The sequence below is a fragment of the Fusibacter ferrireducens genome (assembly GCF_015352425.1).
Classification (GTDB): Bacteria; Bacillota; Clostridia; order Peptostreptococcales; family Acidaminobacteraceae; genus Fusibacter_A; species Fusibacter_A ferrireducens.
In genome coordinates, this window is record NZ_JADKNH010000014.1 from 23098 (window position 1) to 45228 (window position 22131).

General features: G+C 38.5%; 17 protein-coding genes. All 17 read left to right on the plus strand.

Annotated features, from left to right (window positions below; genetic code table 11):
- The first annotated feature begins 9 nt into the window (after positions 1 to 9).
- The 17 genes from ISU02_RS19140 to rph all read left to right on the plus strand — a co-directional run bounded on the left by ISU02_RS19140 (position 10) and on the right by rph (position 22119).
- Positions 10 to 237, plus strand: a complete 228-nt coding sequence (locus tag ISU02_RS19140) for a FeoA family protein (protein WP_194703461.1) — start codon at positions 10 to 12, stop codon at positions 235 to 237.
- Between the two features lie 17 nt (positions 238 to 254).
- Entirely contained in the window at positions 255 to 2093 is a 1839-nt protein-coding gene (feoB, locus tag ISU02_RS19145; RefSeq protein ID WP_228727888.1) for a ferrous iron transport protein B, read from the plus strand.
- 29 nt (positions 2094 to 2122) lie between these two features.
- Positions 2123 to 2317 (plus strand): FeoB-associated Cys-rich membrane protein, encoded by a 195-nt coding sequence (locus ISU02_RS19150; protein WP_194703463.1) that lies wholly within the window; start codon positions 2123 to 2125, stop codon positions 2315 to 2317.
- Positions 2301 to 3224: a DMT family transporter gene (locus ISU02_RS19155; RefSeq protein ID WP_194703464.1), complete on the plus strand. Its 924-nt coding sequence runs from the start codon at positions 2301 to 2303 to the stop codon at positions 3222 to 3224. Before ISU02_RS19150 ends, ISU02_RS19155 begins: the two co-directional genes overlap by 17 nt.
- A 345-nt stretch (positions 3225 to 3569) precedes the next feature.
- On the plus strand, positions 3570 to 5807 hold the full coding sequence (locus ISU02_RS19160) for a hypothetical protein (protein ID WP_194703465.1): 2238 nt from the start codon (positions 3570 to 3572) through the stop codon (positions 5805 to 5807).
- Positions 5804 to 6055 carry a hypothetical protein gene (locus ISU02_RS19165; protein WP_194703466.1) on the plus strand — a complete coding sequence of 84 codons (252 nt, stop codon included), beginning with the start codon at positions 5804 to 5806 and terminating at the stop codon, positions 6053 to 6055. The genes ISU02_RS19160 and ISU02_RS19165 overlap by 4 nt, the downstream gene beginning before the upstream one ends.
- Positions 6056 to 6216: 161 nt before the next feature.
- A complete protein-coding gene (locus ISU02_RS19170) occupies positions 6217 to 6675 on the plus strand; it encodes a YaaR family protein (RefSeq protein WP_194703467.1) in 459 nt (152 codons plus the stop codon).
- Positions 6676 to 6758: 83 nt separating this feature from the next.
- Positions 6759 to 8990 (plus strand): DNA helicase PcrA, encoded by a 2232-nt coding sequence (gene pcrA / locus ISU02_RS19175; RefSeq protein WP_194703468.1) that lies wholly within the window; start codon positions 6759 to 6761, stop codon positions 8988 to 8990.
- Between the two features lie 23 nt (positions 8991 to 9013).
- On the plus strand, positions 9014 to 11023 hold the full coding sequence (gene ligA / locus ISU02_RS19180; RefSeq protein ID WP_207736422.1) for an NAD-dependent DNA ligase LigA: 2010 nt from the start codon (positions 9014 to 9016) through the stop codon (positions 11021 to 11023).
- An 805-nt stretch (positions 11024 to 11828) separates the two neighbouring features.
- Positions 11829 to 12749, plus strand: coding sequence for an ABC transporter permease (locus ISU02_RS19185; RefSeq protein ID WP_194703470.1), 921 nt, complete (start codon positions 11829 to 11831; stop codon positions 12747 to 12749).
- Positions 12750 to 12761: 12 nt separating this feature from the next.
- Positions 12762 to 13949, plus strand: coding sequence for an ABC transporter permease (locus ISU02_RS19190; RefSeq protein ID WP_194703471.1), 1188 nt, complete (start codon positions 12762 to 12764; stop codon positions 13947 to 13949).
- A 14-nt stretch (positions 13950 to 13963) separates the two neighbouring features.
- Positions 13964 to 14983 carry an ABC transporter ATP-binding protein gene (locus ISU02_RS19195; RefSeq protein ID WP_194703472.1) on the plus strand — a complete coding sequence of 340 codons (1020 nt, stop codon included), beginning with the start codon at positions 13964 to 13966 and terminating at the stop codon, positions 14981 to 14983.
- The gene (locus tag ISU02_RS19200; protein WP_194703473.1) at positions 14983 to 15972 is read left to right on the plus strand and encodes an ABC transporter ATP-binding protein; all 990 of its coding nucleotides are present in this window, start codon (positions 14983 to 14985) and stop codon (positions 15970 to 15972) included. The genes ISU02_RS19195 and ISU02_RS19200 overlap by 1 nt, the downstream gene beginning before the upstream one ends.
- A 316-nt stretch (positions 15973 to 16288) precedes the next feature.
- Positions 16289 to 17935, plus strand: a complete 1647-nt coding sequence (locus ISU02_RS19205; protein WP_228727889.1) for a peptide ABC transporter substrate-binding protein — start codon at positions 16289 to 16291, stop codon at positions 17933 to 17935.
- 314 nt (positions 17936 to 18249) lie between these two features.
- Entirely contained in the window at positions 18250 to 19251 is a 1002-nt protein-coding gene (locus tag ISU02_RS19210; RefSeq protein ID WP_194703475.1) for an AIR synthase family protein, read from the plus strand.
- A 25-nt stretch (positions 19252 to 19276) separates the two neighbouring features.
- Complete coding sequence (locus tag ISU02_RS19215) at positions 19277 to 21394, plus strand: N-acetylmuramoyl-L-alanine amidase (protein ID WP_207736424.1); 2118 nt, start codon at positions 19277 to 19279, stop codon at positions 21392 to 21394.
- An 11-nt stretch (positions 21395 to 21405) separates the two neighbouring features.
- Positions 21406 to 22119: a ribonuclease PH gene (gene rph / locus ISU02_RS19220; protein WP_194703477.1), complete on the plus strand. Its 714-nt coding sequence runs from the start codon at positions 21406 to 21408 to the stop codon at positions 22117 to 22119.
- The last annotated feature ends 12 nt before the right edge of the window (positions 22120 to 22131 follow it).

Below are 22131 nucleotides of genomic sequence, written 5' to 3' on the forward strand. Positions count from 1 at the left end.
GAGATTGTTATGGCTTTGACAAATGTAATGATGGGTAAACATGTTGTTTTAAATACAATTAACGGCAGTGATAAATTAAAGCGTAAGCTTAGAGATATGGGCCTTACAGATGGGGTGCGTTTTATGCCAGTCCTCAAGACTAAAAATGGGCCAATGGTGGTGGAAATCAGAGGCACGAGACTTGCTTTTTCAGATCAAGTTGCGGCAATGCTTGACGTGACACCCTTAAATGCTTAATGGGGGCTGATGAAATTATGAAAAAGATACATGTTGCCATTGCAGGCAATCCGAATTCAGGTAAGACAACGTTGTTCAATACGTTGACAGGTGGTAATCATTATGTGGGCAACTGGCCGGGAGTAACGGTCGAAAAAAAAGAGGGTAAGAAAAAATATAGAGAGTGTCTTTTTAACCTTGTGGATTTACCGGGGATATATAGCTTAGAACCTTTCACAATGGAAGAAATTGTTGCAAAGGATTATATTGTCAATGAAAAACCGGATGTGGTCATCAATGTGGTTGATGGCACCTTGCTTGAAAGAAATCTCTATCTGACCACACAGTTAATGGCACTTAAGACGCCAATGATTTTAGCCATTAACATGATGGATGAATTGCATAAAAAAGACATTCAAATAGATGTTGAAACATTGAGTAAACAATTGGGCTTTCCGGTTGTTTTAATTTCTGCCCAAAATAAGCTCAATATCGATCAGCTTTTGGACCAAGCCATACAGATGGCAGATGTGCCAAAGCCAGATTATTTAAAAGCAACTGAATTGCTCAATGAGATTGAGCAGGGGCTTTTTTCAGAAAGTGAAGCCTCTAAACTCAGATATGAATACATTGATGCTCTATTAAAACAAGTATTAATAAAGGGCAGTACGGCTTACGACACTAAAACCGCTAAACTGGACAATTGGATTTTAAATGAATACATTGGGTTTCCAGTATTTTTGGCCATTATGGCCTTTGTGTTTTATATGACGTTTAAAGTAGGCGGTATATTTTTAGATTCAATAGATGTGTTTTTCTCTGACATCCTTGGACCTTTTGTAAACACGGTGCTATCCAATATCGGTGTAGCTGACTGGATGAATCAGCTTGTGGTGGATGGCATAATCGGTGGTGTAGGTGGTGTTCTGACATTTGTGCCCAACATTGCGATCTTATTTTTCTTCATCTCACTTTTAGAAGATAGTGGTTATATGGCTAGAGTGGCCTATATTATGGATAAATGGATGTCTAAGTTTGGACTAAACGGTCGCACATTTGTGCCTATGATTTTGGGATTTGGCTGTAATGTGCCTGCAATTATGGCCACGAGAACGATTGAAAATGAAAAAGATCGACTCTTGAGCATTTTGATCAATCCTTTTGTATCTTGTGGGGCTAGATTTCCAGTGTATGTGTTGTTTGCCTCTGTGTTCTTTAAAGGCTACGAAACGCTGGTGACCTTCTCGCTTTATGTGCTCGGCATAGTGGTGGCTCTACTTGTGGCAGTTATTTTTAGAAAGACAATTTTTAGGGAGAATGAATCTCACTTTATTATGGAATTACCAGTATATAGATTGCCCAATTTTAAATCACTATTTGTTCATGTTTGGGAACGTGTAAAGGGTTATTTAGTGAAGGCGGGAACCATTATTTTTGCAGCTTCAGTGATCCTCTGGTTTACACTTAATTTTAATACCACTGGGATGGTTCCGATCAATGAAAGCTTTGGTGCTGGCATTGGCAAATTAATGGCTCCGATTATGAAACCGCTCGGTTTTGGATCGTGGCAAATTTCATTGTCTCTATTGACGGGAATGCTTGCTAAAGAGATGATTATTTCCAACATGGCGATTGTTCTTGGCGTTACAGATGGTTCTATGTCTTTCTTGACTGCGCTCTCAGATACATTTGAGCCGCTTACAGCCTATGTCTTTATGGTCTTTGTACTGCTCTATACGCCATGCGTTGCGGTTATAGGCGTTATCAAAAGAGAAACCAATTCATGGAAGTGGACAGGCTTTTCAGTGGTTTACCAATTTGTGGTAGCTTGGGTAGTTGCTTTTATATTTTATAGAGTGGGTTTATTACTCTTTTAATCTGTGTTTAAACTGGATAGGAGGTTTACATGGGCACTGTAGTCACATTAGTTATAGGTATTTTAATTGCGCTTTATGCCTTTACGATTATTCGAAAGTCTGTTAAGCAGGTAAAAGCAGGCAAATGTATGAGTTGTTCCGTCAAATCTGAGGATTGTCATTGCCACGAAGTTCATGATATAATTGACCTTGAAGAAGGTGGCAGGAATGACAAGAAAAACTAAAGGTTTATTGAGTGTATTAGTCCCCGTTATAACGTGGGGCATTTCTTTTGTAAGTACAGAGTTTTTATTAGGTGTACTTGGACCGATGACTATAGGTTCGATTAGATTTGTGATTGCCACTGCGCTTTTATATGTGGCTATGAAAATGACAAACCAATCTCTTAAAATAGCATCAAAGGATCGAATTTTATTTTTGCTTGCAGGTGGCATTGGTATTGGTATTTATTTCTTTTTTGAAAATACTGGGATTAAATATATCTCAGCATCACCAGCTGCGCTTATTATCTCGGCAATACCTGTATTCACATTGATATTTGAAGCGATTATTTATAAGCGAAAATTTGATAGAACTGATTTATTTGCAGTTTTATTATCGGTATTGGGAGTAGTCTTTATTGTGGATATAAAGTTGAGTGAACTTTTTAATGCAAAGGAGAGTATGGGATACTTGATGATGCTGGGAGCTGTTGTGGCATGGGTTGTCTATGCTTTATCATCAAAGCCCTTGTTTGAAAGGTATTCTTATTTAACGATTATCTATTACCAGTTCTTACACAGTATTCCTTTTTTTATACCGTTCATATTCTTTGAATCAAATAACTGGCATGCTGTTGGATTTGAAGCGTTTTTCCATTTGATTTTTCTGAGTATATTTGCTTCTGTTTTAGGGTTTTACTATTATGCCAAAGCAATGAACTTGCTTGGTATTACAGAGGCCTCAATTTTTATAAATTTTTTACCCATTGTCACCATTATCTTTAGTTTTTTCTATATGGGAACATTGATTTCTGCAAGACAGTTTATTGGCGGGGCTCTTGTACTTGCATCGGTTACAATGACGACGCTGCATGAGCAAAGCGTTCAAAAATCAAAAGAAAAGCAAGAGATGTTAAGTGAATTAGAGTGATGCATTTAATAGAGAGAAGGATCTGATATAACAAGACAAAGGAACTGTCGGAAAAAGACAGCTCCTTCAAAAATACCCAAAATGCAAAATGCAAAATGGAAACCTCCTACCTTGTGTCGAATCTATAGGTAGGAGGTGTTTTTTATACAAAAATAAAAAGCCTATCTTTAATAGATCCATTCCATGAAGACAAGATTTGAATTGGAAAATAGATTCTGTTGATACAATAATAGCAGTTTCTCATTTTTGAACTGATGAGAATTCATTTTTTTGCCGATAAACCTTATAGTAAAAAAAATTTTAGAATAATGGTTAGGAATCCGATAGAGCTAAAAGGAGACTCACATGAAAATAAATCAACTCTTGCAATCTTTAAAATCAGAGCAAAAATATAATTTAAAGCCAAGAGAGCAAAGCACTGGTGAGAAGTTACTTGAAAGCTTCAAGAGTAAAACGCCAGGTGTCAATCAATTGGCATCCAAGTATCAAGTTAATTTATCGGAAAAAGAAGTCAAGACCATCGATGATTTTGTAAAGAAAACAGAAGGCCCTTTAAATGATAAACTCAACACGGTTGAGATTGCACTCTATAAAGGGATCGATATAAATGAAGATAATTTAGAAACCATTCACAGTGCGCTTACAGAAAATCCCGATATGGATGTGGAAATTCTCTTGCCTAAGAAGGATGAATCCATTGGAACGGAAGGTCCAGAGGGTAAAAAACTAGAGGATATCATCGACAATCTGAAACTGCCGGAGAATTTAAAGGAAGCGCTTAAAACTGCCATAAGAGAGGGTGCAAGTATAAAAGACGCTGTTAAAGCAGTTGCAAAACAGATTGTTGATACACTCCCCGAGCAATATCGAGATATGCTCAAAGGCGTTTTAGAGTCTGGTGGCTTAAAGGATTTATCGGACGCCATGATCTCTCTTGCTAAAGAGGTTGCGTTAACGCCTGACCAGATTACTGCAATTTTGTCCATCGGTATAAATCCAAATCAGCCTGTAGATGCCAATCAGGGCAGTTTAAATTTTCAAAATGATGTCATGCGGATTCAAGAACTTATTGATGCCATTAAAGCATCGGAAAAGGCGTCAGAGGCAAAGTCTTTGAATCCAGATGCACTACTCTCTGTGTTAAAAGAGATGGTATCCGATTTGCAGGCGGATTCTAGAAGTTCAAAGGGAATCCATTCATTAGAAGTATTAGTAAATAGTGACCCAACGGTGAAAACGTTTATCAGTGACTTTTTAAAAGACACTCTGGGTGAAGCCGTAGAATCTGATGTTTCAAATCCAAAAGAAGATGGCTCTACAAAAGTCGATCATGCAAACGCTGAAGGTGACGCACAGGGATGGACTTCAACGCCTGAACTGGATGAAGCCACAATTCTGTTTGCTCTGGAACAAATGTTAGGTGCAGTTACACAAACCCATCAAGATATCTTGCAATCTTTTGATGTTAAAACCTATATCGTGGAAACGATTACGGAAAAATCTGCTGCATTGCAGGCCGAATTTGAAGCGACAAAGGATGAGTTGGTCCATATGACGCGCACAGATCAAATGCCCACCGAAGAGTCCGTACAAAAGGCCATTAATCTTCTCGAAAAAACCATTATGAAGAGTGAAGTTGCTCTATATACAGATATGGGAACAGAGAAAAAATTATTGGTGATGTCAGGACAACTGGCAAATGCACAAAAGTATCTTTTGAGTGGTGATGTGGAAAAAGCCATTGGTCTCATAAAAGAAACACATGAACAGCTCCAGAAAATACATGTGAATATGAATCCTAAAAAAATTCAGAGTTTTGCCACGGAAAGGGTCAAAGAAACACTTGAAATGTTGAGACCGGAGGCGGAAAGAGCTCAGGTTAAATCAACAACACTCAAAGAGGAAGTTTCCAAAATTTTAGATCTTCAAAAGGATATGAGTGGAGATCGATCCGCACGTGATATCTTAGAAGTATTGAGAAGCCTTGGGTTAAATCATGAAGTAGAAACAGCTGAAGCGCTTTCAAAGAAAACGGATGTGACTAAGATGGATCACATTAATGAAAATATTAAAGAAATTTTGCTCAAGTTGATGAAAGAAGACAGTTCGAATCGAAATATCGAAGAGACGCTCATGAGTCTTACAGGGCAGCAAATGATGAATGATTCTGGTCAGAACCAGCAAGGGGGACAACGTTTTCAATTTTTTAATTTACCTTTTGAAGATGATCTTGAAATCAATAATATGAAGGTTTACATGACTGGCAATAATAACAATGAAACGCTGGACTACAAGAATTCAGAACTCTATTTTGGCATGACACTTAAGCATCTCGGTGAAACCGGGATTAAAATACAAATTAAGGATGAAAAAGTTTCGGTCACTGTAATGAATGACCATGTGGCAGTATTCTCAGAGGCCTTTAGTGCATTGGAGCAGGAAGTCAATGCCATTGGTTATGCATTTGACGTCGCTCATTTGGAACCCTACAAAGCCGAAAAACCTTTTACTCTAACAGGTGAAATCGCACCAAGTGAACCATATCATTACGACGCCAAGAAAGGATTTGATTTTAAAATATGAATAAGCTCAAACCGTTGAATCCATATGAACAAAATGTAAAAATAGATGACTTTATGTCAGTATCGGAAACGCTTATTAAGGAAGCCAATGAGGCGGGTAAATCCATAGAAGAAGATCCAAGCAAATTGAAGCACATGATTAAAAATGATCTCAGGGATAATATGCCGCCACAGATCTATGCGCTGATCGGTTTGATCAGTTCAACCGTTGAAAAACTCGAGAAGGAACAGGGGCAAATTAAGGCATAATAGCACCAAAATAATAATTACTTGAAATCGGTTTGAGGCATTGTGAGATGCTTTGAGCCGATTTTTTTACTGGCAATTGGATAACAACTTTATAGGACAGCCTTTCGTTTATGCTGAGAATCCTGTATAATATATGAGACTATAGGGAGTGTGAAGATCTTATGAAAGTAAGTAAAACATCAAAAACATCTAAACCGGCAAGTGGTAGTGCCGTCAAAAAAGCGGAAACGTCTGCTTCAAGCGCTGTTGGAAAGATCAGTTTTACAGAAATTTTGGCGCATAAGGATTATGATCAGCAAAAAGAGGCACTTCAAAAAGCGCTTGACGAAATTGATCGAAAAGGTCATGCGCTTATAGAAAATCGAACGGTTGAATCCCTATTTGAATACAAAAAAATGATTAAGGACTTCATTGAAGAAACGGTTCATAAGGGGTTTGAAATCAGGGAAAGACGAGGTTTTTCAAGAACTGGTCGAAATAAAGTGATGAGAACTGTAGTCGAAATAGATAGCAAATTGACGGAACTTACGGATTTGATTTTAAAGCGAGAACACAAAGAGATTAACATACTAAAAAAAGTGGGTGAAATACAGGGATTGCTCATTAATTTGATCATATAATGGCATTTGTGAAACGCGGATTAAAATTTCAAGCGAGCTTTTTGTAAATGCTTTAGAACCCAAACGATATGAGGAGGTAACAAATGGATTTAAGCATCTTAAACGATGTGCAGAGGAAAGCCGTCGAGGTCGTCGATGGTCCAATTTTGGTTGTGGCAGGCGCTGGTTCTGGAAAGACAAGGGTCTTAACGCATCGGATTGCCAATTTAATAGAAAATCATGACATTTTTCCATCTGGCATTATGGCCATTACATTTACCAATAAAGCGGCAAACGAAATGAAGACAAGAATTGGATCACTTATAGGACCAGTGACATCTCAAATGTGGGTGGGTACCTTTCACTCAATCTGTGTTAGGATTCTTAGACGAGATGCAGATCGAATTGGTTATACGAGTGATTTTGTTATTTATGATACACAGGATCAAAAGGCACTCTTAAAAGCGTGCTATAAAGAACTCAATATAGACGATAAGCAGACACCGCTTAAGACCAGTCAATTTAAAATATCAGCTGCCAAAAATGACATGCTCACGCCAGAGCTTTATGATATGCAAAATGCAAGTGATTATAGAGAAAAAGGCTTCATAAAGCTCTATTATCTATATCAAGCAAAACTTAAGCAAAATCAAGCAATGGACTTTGACGATCTAATGCTTAAAACCATAGAGTTGTTCAAGCAAAACCAAGATGTACTCAGCTATTATCAAAATAAATTCAAATATATTCACGTGGACGAGTATCAGGATACCAACAGAGCGCAGTATACGCTGATTCAATACCTTGCAGCGAAAAATAGAAATCTGTTTGTCGTCGGGGATGCAGATCAGTCCATCTACAAATGGCGTGGGGCTGATATCCGAAATATCAGAGAGTTTGAAGAAGACTTTCCAGGCGCTCAAATCTTTAAGCTGGAACAGAACTACAGATCGAAGAAAAATATACTGGACCTTGCCAATAGTGTCATTGTGAACAACCCGAACAGGAGGGATAAATCACTTTGGACAGATCAGGATTCTGGTGAAAAGATAGGGTATTTTAGAGGTTATGATGAAAAAGATGAAGCTAAATTTGTCATAGAACGCATCAGAACTTTTATACGAGAAAAAGAGTATAAACTCTCTGACTTTGCGATTCTCTATAGAACCAATGCGCAATCGAGATCTTTTGAAGACCAGTTGATGCTCAATGCTATGGCCTATAAAGTGATCGGTGGATTGAAGTTCTACGAGCGCAAGGAAATTAAGGATTTGCTTGCCTACATGAAACTTGTCGTCAATCCAAATGACGATGTGAGTTTTATAAGAGTGATCAATGAACCTAAACGCAGTATTGGCGGCAAGACCATCGAAAAAATACAAGCCTTTCAATCCAAAACGGAACTCTCATTGCTTGAGAGCATCCCACATTTATCTCAAATTGAGGGTATTGGGGCCAAAGCGCAAAAGGGTCTTGTAGAATTTTATGAACTCATAATGGGGTTGAAAGCAAAGCTGGATACGGCTTTTGTATCTCAGATTTACGATGAACTCTTGGAAAAGCTCAATATAATATCACTCTATGAATTGGAGCGCTCTATTGAAGCAGATGCACGCATAGATAATATTTATGAATTTAAAACCGTCATAGAAGAGTTTGAAAAGCGGAGCGAATCGCCAAATTTAAGAGATTTTCTAGCGGAAACATCGCTCAGGAGCGACCAAGATAACATTGAAGAGCAAGAAGACGGCGTTTTGTTGATGACGCTTCATGCTTCCAAGGGGCTCGAATTTCCAGTGGTCTTCTTGGTGGGGCTTGAAGACAATTTATTTCCCTCTTTTAGGGCAATGGATGATCCGGAAGAACTTGAAGAAGAGAGACGCCTTTGTTACGTGGGGATCACCAGAGCAGAAGAGCGTTTGTTTGTCACACATGCTAGAAATCGCAATCAATATGGGCGGTTTGAACCGAGACATCCGAGCCCGTTTTTAAGGGAAATGGATCAAAGTATCCTTGAGAATCTTTCGGATCAAAACGAAATGCCAAGTTTTGATCCGCCGAAACCTAAAAAGGAAAACTATTTTAGCAAAAATGCATTAAAGAGCAAGCAAAGCTTTTTCGGAAAGGCCTCTGGAACGCAAGGGAATACAACTCCAGTAGCTAGCGCCAGTCAATCTGCTACCTATTTTGCCGGGGCGAAAGTCAATCATAAAGTCTTTGGCATGGGGCTGGTTATATCAGTGGGTGCTGATGGCGAAATGCTCACAATTGCGTTTGACAGTTGCGGAATTAAAAAAATTCATTCGGGCTTAGCCCCTATTAGAAGAGTAGATTAAAAATGAATTGAGGGATGAAAAGTATGAAAGATCATTTGGCAATTGGTCAAGAAATTGAATCTTTAAGACAACGATTAGAACAGCATAATTATAATTACTATGTTTTAGATAAACCCGAAATTACAGATAGTGAATATGATGCACTCATGAAATCTTTAAAAGCACTTGAAGCTCAATATCCGGAGTATGATTCACCATTATCACCCACTAAGCGTGTGGGCGGAGAAGTACTGGAAGGGTTCACTAAAATAACACATGAGATGCCTTTGTTGAGTTTAGATAATGCTTTTAATGCAGAGGATTTGAGAGAATTTGATAAACGCGTGAAGAAGGAAGTTTCAGGGGATGTCTCTTATGTGGTCGAATTTAAAATAGATGGCCTAACAGTGGCGCTTAAGTATGTGGAGAGTAATTTGGTAACCGGTGCAACAAGAGGCAATGGTGTCGTAGGAGAAGAAGTTACTAATAATGTAAAGACTATAAAATCAATCCCTTTAAAACTAAAGACAGAAGAGGCAGTGGACCTTGTGGTCAGAGGCGAAGTCTTTATGCCTAAGCAGGGGTTTCAAAAATTAAACGAGGCGCAGATCCTTATGGGGAAAGAGGCCTTTGCAAATCCGAGAAATGCAGCGGCTGGATCGCTGAGACAGTTGGATTCTAAAATAGCAGCTGCAAGACCGCTGGACATCTTTGTTTTTGAAGTGATTTCCAGTAGTCAAAATTTATCCTTAACTTCGCACTTTGAAAGCTTTGAAAAACTCAAGGCAATGGGGTTTAAGATGGTGACGCCAGTTAAATATGATGATATTGAATCTGTGATTCAGTACTGTAATCAAATGATTGATGAGCGCCATCAACTGCCTTTTGAAATCGATGGTTTGGTGATCAAAGTAGATGATTTTGAACAGCGAAGACACCTTGGCGTCACATCGAAAAGTCCCAAATGGGCAATTGCATATAAATTTCCAGCAGAACTTGCAGAAACGGTCATAAGCGAAATCAGAGTACAGGTTGGGCGGACAGGTGTGTTGACCCCTCTTGCCGAATTCAATCCTGTCAAAGTTGCAGGTTCCATCATCAGTAGAGCAACACTTCACAATAAGGCTTATATTGCAGAGAAAGATATCCGAGTGGGCGATACCGTTTACATTCAAAAGGCTGGCGATGTGATTCCAGCTGTTGTAAGTGTTAAGTTGGATCAACGACCGGAATCGGCGCAAGCCTATGAATTTCCAACAAAGTGTCCAATTTGCGAAACGGCTGTCATTCAGATTGAAGGAGAAGCAGCAGTGAGATGTCCCAATGAAGAATGTCCTGCTAAAATCAAACGCAAACTGACACATTTTGTTTCAAGAAGTGCCATGAACATTGACGGTGTCGGTGAATCTGTCATCGATACCCTCCTTGAAAATGATTTGATTGAAAGCATCCCGGATCTATATTGCTTGTCAGAAAAAAAAGAAGCACTCATTGCAATTGAACGCCTTGGGGAAAAGTCTGTTGAGAACATGCTCAAGGCCATTGAAGAGAGCAAACAAAACGATCTCTACCGCTTGATCCACGGCCTTGGGATTCCCCTAATTGGCGAAAAGGCTGCCAAGTCACTTGCACAGCACTTTGGGTCGTTGACGAAATTGTTGGAAGCAGATTTTGAAACACTCAGAAATATAAATGACTTCGGTGATAAAATGGCATATAGCCTGCTGAATACGCTTTCCAGTTCAGATTTTAGACTACAAATTGACCGCTTAAAAGCGCTGGGTGTCGATTTGAAGAGTCAACAGACAATTGATCAAGAAGGTGTCTTTTCAGGAAAGACAGTGGTTGTCACAGGAACCATGCAAAAATACACTCGAGATGAAATTAAGAGCATTATAGAGGCCCAAGGTGGGAAGGCCAGTGGCAGTGTTTCCAAAAAGACGGACATGGTTGTGGCTGGCGAAAATGCAGGATCGAAAGAAGAAAAAGCCAAATCTTTAGGGATAAGGATTATTTCAGAAGCAGAATTTGAAGAACTCTTGAAAAAGGCGTAAAAAAGTCTAAAGACATGACCAAAGACTTTTTTATCAAAAACATGAGCTTTGGGGAGTTGCTTCAAGGTAATTAACATAAGTATTTTCAACGGATATAGCGTGTGAAGATCAAAGTGAATTCAATTTCAAAAGAGACCTCATCTACATTTTAAAAAGAAAAAACAGGAGCCTTTTCAGAGGCGAAAATGTTAATTTTTTTTAATACAGATGAGGTCTTTTCTATTATATGTTGGATGACTATAAAGAATACTGCATGAATATGTAGTGAAGTAATTATGCATGAAAGACATTTATTCTGTTTTCCAAAAATTATATTGAGACAACTTAATAAGAATTTATTTATTTCAGAAAAGAAATCACAAGATTACTGAAAATTAATATATTCAAAAAATGAAAGATCACTGGGTCTCAAAATTCATTTATTCAAATCGCGTATAAAATGGTTTTTATAGAATATTGGAAGTTCTGCCAATCAGACACGAACTTGTGTAGAAGATTTGTTACAATATATTCATAGGTTGAAATAGTCAGAAACATTGAAAAACAGAGAGACTTAGGGTATCATTAGTACAAACACATTACAAAAGTATTTTTCTGTTCACACATTGTTCACACTTATTCATTTTGATGGGGTGACATTTTTTATTCAAACAAGTGCAATTATTATTATTTATTCAAAATAGAAATGCAATTGAATAGAAATATAGTGTCAAAGTTTACGGATTTGTGTGATCGGTAGAAAAGTGAATGGAATTGTATTCTGAATAGTGTGACTATTTTGAAAATTTGAAAGGAGTGTAAGGGTTTGGGCAAATATGTTGTAAGAAGATTGATATCTATGGTTATTACATTGTGGTTCGTAATCACGATTACATTCTTTTTGATGCACTCAATTCCAGGTGGCCCATTTTCTAGAGAAAAGGCTTTACCGGAAAAAGTTCTTGAGGCATTAAATGAGAAGTATCACTTAAATGACCCTTTATGGAAACAGTATGTGGATTATCTTCAAGGCGTTGTAGTATTAGATTTTGGTCCATCATTTTCGAGACCGGGTATTTTTGTATGGGATAAGATACAAGAGGGATTTCCGATATCTGCCAAAGTAGGGGGTATTGCGTCGCTGCTTGTTATTCTCTTCGGTGTTCCGGCGGGGATCATATCTGCCTTGTATCAGAATAAGGCCCCCGATTACTTAGTGACTATATTAGCGACTCTGGGCGTTGCAGTGCCAAGCTTTGTTGTGGCCACGCTGTATATATATGTGTTTGCCGAGAAATTAGGTTGGGCACCTGCCTATGGTTTAGAGGAAATTAAATCTTACGTTGGACCTTGTTTAGCACTAGCGGGATTCTCGCTTTCATTTGTTGCTAGACTTTCAAGATCCAGCTTGCTTGAAGTAATGCAACAAGATTACATTAGAACAGCAAGGGCAAAAGGTTTATCAGAGTTCAGAGTCATTTTCAAACATGCACTCAAAAATTCTTTGATTCCAGTTATCACATATATGGGACCAACCATTGCATCCATCTTAACAGGTTCGTTTGTTATTGAGAAAATATTTGCTATTCCAGGCATGGGCAAACTCTTCGTGGAAAGTGTTGGTAACCGTGATTATACGATGATTATGGGGACGACAATATTCTACGCAGCATTTGCGATCTTTATGATTTTCATTGTGGACATCGCATATGGTATTATTGATCCAAGAATTAAATTAGGTGATTAGGAGGGAATAGCAATGTCAAATAAATGGGATAAACTCTCAAAACAAGAAGCTCAAAAAGAAAGCATTCGCCCTAGTCTAACCTACTGGCAAGATGCTTGGAGACGACTCAAAAAGAACGTCTTATCCATGTTGGGACTAGGTGCCATATTTTTATTGATTTTATTTGCAGCTTTTGGAAACATCTTTACAGATTGGGCTTATTCAGATCAAGATCTAGATATGTCGAATTTACCTCCTAAACTTGAGGTTTTTGATGTGGGCGATGGCATCACGTTATATGTTCATAAAGAATACACGCTTTACCGTGTTGAAGATGGTGGAAAAATCATCGAAAAAATGGAATTGCCGCAAGCAAATAGAGATTTGATGAAAAAACAAAATCATTATGAAATTGATGGCAAAGCCATCACTGTAGACTATAGTTTTGCTGCTAAAGCAAAAAAATCAAATGATCCGAATGCAATTAAATTTCAATTGCTTGTAGATGATCAAGTGTACACAGTGCCAACCGATAAAATTTCTAATGGCGTTTACAAATTTGGTACAGATGGCCTTGGAAGAGATTTGTTCGCAAGATTGGTATATGGTGCTAGAATTTCGCTTCTAATTGCATTTATTGCAACCATGGTACAGTTTTTCATTGGTGTTTTATACGGCGGGATATCAGGTTATATTGGTGGAAAAGCGGACAACGTTATGATGAGAATCGTGGATGTTGTTTCGACAGTACCGTTGCTATTATATGTTATCATGCTCATGGTTGTTATTGGACCTGGTCTTAAAACGATTTGTATCGCACTGGGTTCGGTTTACTGGGTGAGAATGGCACGTATTGTTCGTGGACAGGTGCTCAGTATTAAAGAACAAGAATTTGTACTTGCAGCGAGAACAATTGGTGCGAGCACATGGAGAATCATGATTAGACATCTGATTCCAAATGCACTGGGTCCAATTATTGTTTCACTTGCTATGATGATTCCAAATGCAATCTTTACAGAGGCATTCCTAAGCTTTATTGGTCTTGGTGTAAATGCACCGATGGCTTCTTGGGGAACACTTGCAAATGATGCAGTACCTGGATTGAGATCTTATGCATATCAGTTATTGTATCCATCGGCATTTATTTCTTTGACAGTGCTTGCATTTAACTTCTTAGGCGATGGTCTAAGAGATGCGCTTGACCCAAGATTACGTAAATAGGAAGGAGTCTGAGAATGAGTGGAAAATTATTAGACGTAAAAGAGCTGTATACTTCTTTCTATACGCACTTAGGAGAAGTACAAGCGATAAGAGGTGTCAGTTTTCACCTTGATAAAGGAGAAGCACTGGGAATCGTTGGAGAGTCTGGTAGCGGAAAATCCGTTACATCACTTTCAGTTATGAAACTGTTGCAGTATCCTGGTAAAGTTAAATCTGGACAGATTATGTTTAAAGGCGAAGATTTAGTGCCTAAATCCAATAAAGAAATGATGAGCATTCGAGGAGATCAAATTGCAATGATTTTCCAAGATCCAATGACATCACTTAATCCTGTATATACAATAGGAAATCAAATCATGGAAGCGGTTATCAAGCATCAGGGCCTATCCAAATCGGAGGCGAGAGCAAAGGCGATAGAAATGCTTACATTAGTTGGCATTCCATCTCCTGAGCAAAGAGTTGATAACTTTCCACATGAATTTTCTGGTGGGATGAGACAGAGAGCAATGATTGCCATTGCACTTTCATGTCAGCCAGATTTGCTCATAGCAGATGAGCCAACAACGGCACTGGATGTTACAATACAGGCCCAAATATTGGAACTTCTCAAGGAGTTAAAAGATAAAGTAAATACGGCAATCATCTTGATTACACATGACTTAGGTGTTGTTGCAGATGTTTGCAGTCGAATCGTCGTTATGTATGGTGGATTGATTATGGAAGAGGGATCTGCAGAAGATGTGTTCTACAATCCAACACATCCATATACAATGGGATTGATCAAATCGATTCCAAGATTGGACCTCAATGAAAAACACAGATTAATTCCAATTCCAGGGACACCACCTGATTTATTAAACCCTCCAACTGGATGTCCTTTTGCAACGAGATGTCCATATGCGATGCAGGTTTGTGTCAAAGAAGCACCTAAATTTTATGTGACAAATGAAGGTCATCGTGCAGCATGTTGGTTATTGGATCCAGAAGCACCTAAAGTAGAAACTACTGGTGGTGTAAAGAGAGGTGATAAATAATGGCTGAAAAGGAAGTATTGTTAGAGGTAAAAAACCTCAAAAAATATTTTAAAGTAGATAAAGGCATTATTCGAAGAAATATTAAATATGTCAAAGCTGTTGATGATATCAGTTTTAAGATCTACAAGGGTGAAACACTGGGACTTGTAGGTGAGTCAGGCTGTGGAAAGTCTACAACAGGTCGAACCATCATTAGACTTTATGACGTTACAGATGGCGAAGTCATCTTTGATGGCGCTGAAATTGGCCAAATGAGTGAGCATGAATTGAAACCTTTCAGAAAGAGAATTCAAATGATTTTTCAAGATCCGTATGCTTCGCTCAATACGAGAATGACGGTTTCAGATATTATCGGCGAACCTCTTGATATTCATGGATTGGCTTCGGGACAAGATAGACAAATGAAAATCTTTGAGTTACTCGAACGTGTGGGCTTAAGTAAGATGCATGCCAGTAGATATCCTCATGAATTTTCTGGTGGACAAAGACAACGTATTGGTATTGCTAGAGCACTTGCAGTAGATCCTGACTTCATCATCTGTGATGAGCCAATCTCTGCACTTGACGTTTCAATCCAAGCTCAAGTGGTCAACATGCTTGAAGATCTTCAAAATGAATTTGGGTTAACGTATCTCTTTATAGCGCATGACCTTTCCATGGTTAAACATATCTCTGATCGTATTGGTGTTATGTATCTTGGGAAGATGGCTGAGATTGCAGAGAGTAACGCATTGTATGAAAAGCCACTTCATCCTTATACTCAGGCCTTACTGTCGGCAATTCCAATTCCAGATCCAGAAGTGACAAGAGCAAAACAAAGGATTATTTTGGAAGGTGATGTGCCAAGTCCAATAAATCCACCTTCGGGATGTAGATTTAGAACGCGTTGTATTTATGCTTTTGATAAGTGTAAAGAGATTGAGCCAGAACTCAAAGAGGTTGAACCAGAACATTTTGTGGCTTGTCATTTAATGGATGAGAAGGTGTAAATGGAAGTTGTTTAAAAAATAACAATTTTTTTACTGTAGACAAATGACTATTTAGTTTGAAAAATCCAAAAATATATATTATAATATGGTTATGTTAAAAAAGGTTAACGCTACGATTAAAAATATGTAACAATAATCAAATTGGTATGAATGTTGCTTGAACATCAGTTCGAGCGCGTTTATATAAAGTGTTAACAGTTTTAAGAAAATGTATAAGGGCTGGCATTTGAGTGAAGCGATTCAAATGATCTGAATGGCATGTCCTATAGGGCTGTTCTCTTATACAAAATTCAAAAAGACATTGGAGGGGATTATTTTGTTTAAAAGAAATTTAGCATTACTGTTAGTAGTTATGTTAGTGGCAAGCATGTTTATTGGCTGTGGATCTAAACCAGAAGAGCCAGCTGCACCTGCTGAAGCTACACCTGCTGCAGAACCAGCAGCGGAACCAGCTGCAGAACCAGCTGCAGAACCAACTGCTGTTGAGCAAGTATTATACTGGAATGTTGGTTCAGAACCAAAAACGATCGATCCAGGTTTAAATGCTGCATCTGATGGTGGTCATGTTATCAATAACATGTTCGAAGGTTTAATGAGAGAAATCAACGGGAAATTAGAGCCAGCTATGGCTGAAAGTTACACAATGAGCGATGATGGCTTAGTTTACACTTTTAAATTAAGAGATGCAAAATGGTCTGACGGTAAAGCAGTAACTGCTCAAGATTTTGAATGGTCTTGGAACAGAGTGCTTGCTGAGGAAACTGCGTCTGAATATGCGTGGATTTTCGGAGAAGCAAACGTAGATTCATTTAAAGCAATTGACGAAAAAACGCTTGAAGTTACTTTAAAAGCACCGACACCTTATTTCTTAGGTTTAACTGCATTCTATACATTCTTCCCAGTAAGAGAAGATGCAGTCGCTAAAGGCGCTGATGGTGCATGGGCAATTGATCCTGAAGCATCTATCGTAAATGGTCCTTTTATGCTTGAATCATATGTTGGTGGCGACAGATTAGTTCTTGTTAAAAATCCTAATTACTGGAGAGCTGATCAAGTGAAGTTGGAAAGAATTGAAGGGCTTATGATCGTTGAAGCTTCGACTGCTTTAACAGCATATCAAAGTGGATCAATCGATGCGTTTTTATCTCCTCCAACTGAAGAGATTCCAAGACTTATCGCGGAAGATCCAACTTTCTATATCTTGCCACAAGATGGTACTTACTACTACTCTTTAAACACTGAAAAAGCACCTATGGATAATATCAATGTAAGAAAAGCTTTATCTCTTGCTATTGATAGAAAAGCAATCTGTGAAACTGTAACAAAAGGTGGACAAGTACCTGCTTTAAATATGGTTTCACCTGCATCATATGATGCTGATGGCAACTTATTCAGTACAAAAACTGGTAATTTCGGTTTATCTGAAACAGCTCAAATTGAAGAAGCACAAGCTTTATTAGCTGAAGCTGGATATCCAAATGGCGAAGGCTTCCCTTCTGTTGAACTTATGTACAACACAAACGAAGGCCACAAGAAAATTGCTGAAGCAATTCAAGAAATGTGGAAACAAAACTTAAATATCGATGTGACTTTAACTAACCAAGAATGGGCTGTATTCCAAGATACTAGACGTGAAGGTAACTATGAAATCGCTAGAGCTGGATGGTTAGGTGACTATTCTGACCCTATGACATACCTTGGTATGTTCTTATCAGAATCACCAATGAACTACCCACGTTGGAAAAATGCTGAGTACGATAGTTTAATCGAGACAGCTAAAACAGCTCCAGGCCAAGAAAGATTTGACGCTTTATACAAAGCAGATGCTTTAATGGAAAGCGCATATGTTAATATTCCAATTTACACTTATACAAATACTTTGATGATAAAAGAAAAAGTAGTTGGATGGGAAATGACAACGAGATCGAATTGGTTCTTCGGATTCGCTGAAATTGCAGAGTAATTTAAAATTTTAAGATAAAAAGTGTCTCAATTTAATTGGGACACTTTTTTTTATCATTCTAGTACATATAGTTTGAGTGTCAAAATCCAGTTTTGCATGAACTCTATACCCTATGCGGTATGACGTACTTGCCATAAACGCCATCATATGGTATAGGGTTGCTCAACTTTTGAATTTTGACACTCTAACCACATATTTTTTTTCAATTGAAAATGTATTATAAATTGATGACATTCGTTAGTCATTTGAAACCATTATGATATAATATAGAGGATTGTCAGAGGTATAATTAAACATATGATTGAGGTGTGAGTATGAGTGTTGGGAAATTATCAAATGCGGATTTAAATCATTTTATAATAGATGAAATTAAACCTCAGAGGTCTGATATATTAATTAGACCCGGTGTTGGTGAGGATTGTGCGGCTATTAAATTTGGGGAGTATGCATGTGTTGTAACCACAGATCCAATTACTGGCGCAACAGAGGAACTTGGCAAACTTGCAGTCCATGTGAGCGTAAATGATATCGCCTCCAGTGGTGCTGAACCAGTTGCACTTTTAATGACATTGCTCTGCCCAGAGGACACTGCTCTAGAATCGATTCAACAAATTGTCGTAGATGCCAATAAAGCGGCGAATGCGATGAATATAGAGATTATAGGTGGTCATACTGAAATGACGAACGCAGTAAATCGAATTGTCGTTTCAGTAACAGCATTTGGAAGTACAAGGGCGGAGGATATTATTATGACTGGTGGTGCAAAGAGTGGTGATTATTTGTATATGACCAAATATGCGGGACTTGAAGGGACGGCTATCATAGCTAAGGAAAAAGAGGAAATCCTAAAAGACTATTTGACAAAAAATGAAATTCAAGATGCGCAATCTTTTATAGAACAAATCAGTGTATTGAGAGAAGGTGAAATTGGAAAACACCTAAAGGTATCTGCAATGCATGATGTCACTGAAGGTGGCGTTCTGGGGGCTATTTACGAAATGTGTGAAGCCAGTAAAGTGGGGTGTAAAGTTTACAATAATAAATTTGCAATCCACGAGTTAACCCAAAAAATCTGCGAGCATTTTAACATCAATCCGTTGAAGTTGATTTCAAGTGGTTCAATGCTCATGAGTGTCGACAAAGATGTTGCGCCTGCATATGAACAGGCGATGATAGAAGCAGAGATCCCCTATTCAAAAATTGGTGTACTAACTGAGGAGATGGATCGCATATTGATCTTTGGCGAAGAAGCAGATGAAGAAATATTTGATGTCATAGAGCCACCGGTTGAGGATGAACTCTATACAGTCGTCTGAAATGAAAATGAGAGGTAAAGTACGGATGAAAAAAGCATGTAATTTGAACTTAAAAAAGATGAGCATTCTCATGTTGATTATCGCTATTCTGAGTAGCACAATGCCACTTGCATTTGCCAATAAATATTTTGAATCGGACCAAGTTAACTTGGTTGATCCGATTACGGGCACATCTGGCGCATATTATCCCGTGAATCTTATGTTCGCTGGTGAAGACGTCATTACGGATGTGCCAGCCATTATCTATGAGAAGAATGGCAGTACCAGAACCATTGTGCCCATCAGTTTTATCACGGAAAAACTCGGGGCTCAGATTTCTTGGAAACAAGAAACGCAAGAAGTGACCATTGTGAGCTCGGAAAAGACAATCGTTATGCAGATTGGCAATGCTTATGCCACAGTAAATGGGAAGAAAACGAAGTTGCCGGATGGCATTCCCCCGATATTGCTTCAATATGATGGGATGACGAAAACATATGTCCCTGTGAAGTTCATCAGTGAGCAACTTGGGTTAGATACAAACTGGATAGCGGGGACAAGAACCGTTGCCATCAACAGACCAGTCCAAACATTAAACAATATCTATTTGGATTATATGAAGCAATTTCCAGAGATCAGAATGAAAGTGACCGGTGAAGTTGTGGCCACAAGCTTTAATATTTCCGGGACAGATGTTGGCGCACAAGATAAAATTATCGTCGATCTTCAAAATACGAAGTTTGATCTGACCGATAAATCGTTGTTAAAAGATGGTATTGGAACTTACGATGTGCCTGATGGGATCTTTGGCATAGACAAAGTAGAGATTAGCAGTCAATCTTCCAATCCACCGACGACACGGATTGTGGTCTATTTAGATGAAAAAAAAGGCCATAATATTTTTTATGATGAAACGACGCAAGAAATGGTGATTCAGCTGGCCAATACGGTTAATAAGGTATCTGTCGAAAAATTCTTTTCAACGGACACTGTTGTTATCAATACCAGCGAGAATCCAATTTATAATATCAATGTTGTGGGACAACAGATTATAGTGGATGTCATCAACAGCTATATGAAGATCAATGAGGGACAAATGCAAGTGGTTCCTGTTAATCAAGGTAAAATTAATTCTTTGGGGTATAGTCAGTTGGATACCAGTCGTTACAAGGATTCAGATTTTTATACTTCAAATGACAAGGTTTCAAGAGTCATTGTTGAACTCAATGAAAAGGTGACTTATGATGATATCTATGTGGAAAATGAGGGCACTAAAATCATGGTGTTTGTCAGTCAAAATCCACTTAATAACTTCGATTATGTTAAGCTCAATAACGCTCGATCCACTGTGGATGTAAGGCTATTGAAATATGGTGACTATGATGTTGCCTATAATAAAGAAAACCGCATGATCAGAGTTGAAATTCCAAAAGAGCTTACGGATTTATCTGCTTTTGAATACCCGATTCGAGATCAACTTATAGAATCGATAGATATGAAAGCTCTGGATGACAAATATCAAATGAACATTACGCTGTCGCCAAATACAACTTACCAACAACTTAATGAAGAGGGCAAAATTGCTTTTGTCTTTTCAAACACTGCAATTCAAAACTCAATTTACAAGGATATGTTGATTGTACTCGATGCAGGACATGGTGGTCACGATTCAGGTGCTGTTGGCACGAAGGCAAAGGAAAAGGACTTGGCTCTTAAGGCGACACTTTTACTTGAGAATCAGTTAAAATCGCTGGGATTCAAAGTTTATATGACGAGATCAACCGATGAATACATTGGCTTATATGACCGTGCTGACATTGCAAATGACCTAAATGCAGATTTATTTGTGAGTGTTCACATCAATGCAACGACGAATTCAGTTGCCTCAGGGGTTGAGGTGCTCTACGCGTCTGAAAATCCAAGTGGTGGAAAAGGGCTCGCAGAACTCATTCAAAAACAATTGGTTTCTACACTGGGCGCTAAGAATAGAGGCATTGTGTTGCGACCTAATTTAGTTGTCATCAGAGAGACCAAAATGCCGTCCGTTTTGTGTGAGCTTGGCTTTATCAGTAATCCAGAAGAGCAGGATAAGATGATGACCACAGCATACCTTGAAAAAGCGGCAAAGGCGATGGTAGAAGGTATTAAACAGTTTTTAAAATAGGAGGCAAAATTTTGAGAATAGATTCAAGAAAAAACGATGCGTTGAGACCGGTTAAATTTACTCGTAATTATATTATGCATCCACAGGGCGCAGTCCTTGTGGAGATGGGGAATACCAAAGTGATTTGCACGGCAACCGTGGAAGAAAAAGTGCCCCATTTCTTAAAGGGTTCTGAACAAGGTTGGGTTACTGCAGAATACAGTATGATTCCGGGATCAACGGGTTCTAGAAAGTCTAGAAATACAAAGGGCATCGACGGCAGGAGTCAAGAAATACAAAGGTTAATTGGCCGCTCATTGAGATCTATTGTAGATTTGAAAGCCCTAGGAGAGAGAACCATATGGATTGACTGTGACGTCATTCAGGCTGATGGCGGGACGAGAACAGCTTCTATTACAGGAGCTTACGTGGCACTTCATGATGCCGTTCAATTGCTTTTGGATCACAGTGTCCTTGAAGTAAATCCGATAAAGACCAGTGTAGCAGCGGTCAGTGTGGGCATTTATGAATCTGAGGTTATATTGGATCTTTGTTATGAAGAGGATTCAAAAGCGCATGTGGATATGAATCTCGTCATGACAGGTGAAGGAGAGCTCATTGAAATACAAGGCACAGGCGAAGAAAAGCCCTTTACTAAAGCTCAGATGTTCGAACTCTTAGAACTTGGTGAAAAAGGCATTAAAACATTAACGGCATTACAAGCGCAAGCTTTGGCAGCAGAATAAATTCTTTTTGGA

Excerpts from the sequence above, each read along its gene's own strand:
- ISU02_RS19155 (WP_194703464.1), top strand. The coding sequence starts at position 2,301 with ATGACAAGAAAAACTAAAGGTTTATTGAGTGTATTAGTCCCCGTTATA.
- ISU02_RS19215 (WP_207736424.1), top strand. The coding sequence starts at position 19,277 with ATGAAAAAAGCATGTAATTTGAACTTAAAAAAGATGAGCATTCTCATG.
- ISU02_RS19150 (WP_194703463.1), top strand. The coding sequence starts at position 2,123 with ATGGGCACTGTAGTCACATTAGTTATAGGTATTTTAATTGCGCTTTAT.
- feoB (WP_228727888.1), top strand. The coding sequence starts at position 255 with ATGAAAAAGATACATGTTGCCATTGCAGGCAATCCGAATTCAGGTAAG.
- ISU02_RS19170 (WP_194703467.1), top strand. The coding sequence starts at position 6,217 with ATGAAAGTAAGTAAAACATCAAAAACATCTAAACCGGCAAGTGGTAGT.
- ISU02_RS19200 (WP_194703473.1), top strand. The coding sequence starts at position 14,983 with ATGGCTGAAAAGGAAGTATTGTTAGAGGTAAAAAACCTCAAAAAATAT.
- ISU02_RS19160 (WP_194703465.1), top strand. The coding sequence starts at position 3,570 with ATGAAAATAAATCAACTCTTGCAATCTTTAAAATCAGAGCAAAAATAT.
- ISU02_RS19140 (WP_194703461.1), top strand. The coding sequence starts at position 10 with ATGGCTTTGACAAATGTAATGATGGGTAAACATGTTGTTTTAAATACA.
- ISU02_RS19210 (WP_194703475.1), top strand. The coding sequence starts at position 18,250 with ATGAGTGTTGGGAAATTATCAAATGCGGATTTAAATCATTTTATAATA.
- pcrA (WP_194703468.1), top strand. The coding sequence starts at position 6,759 with ATGGATTTAAGCATCTTAAACGATGTGCAGAGGAAAGCCGTCGAGGTC.
- ISU02_RS19190 (WP_194703471.1), top strand. The coding sequence starts at position 12,762 with ATGTCAAATAAATGGGATAAACTCTCAAAACAAGAAGCTCAAAAAGAA.
- ISU02_RS19195 (WP_194703472.1), top strand. The coding sequence starts at position 13,964 with ATGAGTGGAAAATTATTAGACGTAAAAGAGCTGTATACTTCTTTCTAT.
- ligA (WP_207736422.1), top strand. The coding sequence starts at position 9,014 with ATGAAAGATCATTTGGCAATTGGTCAAGAAATTGAATCTTTAAGACAA.
- ISU02_RS19165 (WP_194703466.1), top strand. The coding sequence starts at position 5,804 with ATGAATAAGCTCAAACCGTTGAATCCATATGAACAAAATGTAAAAATA.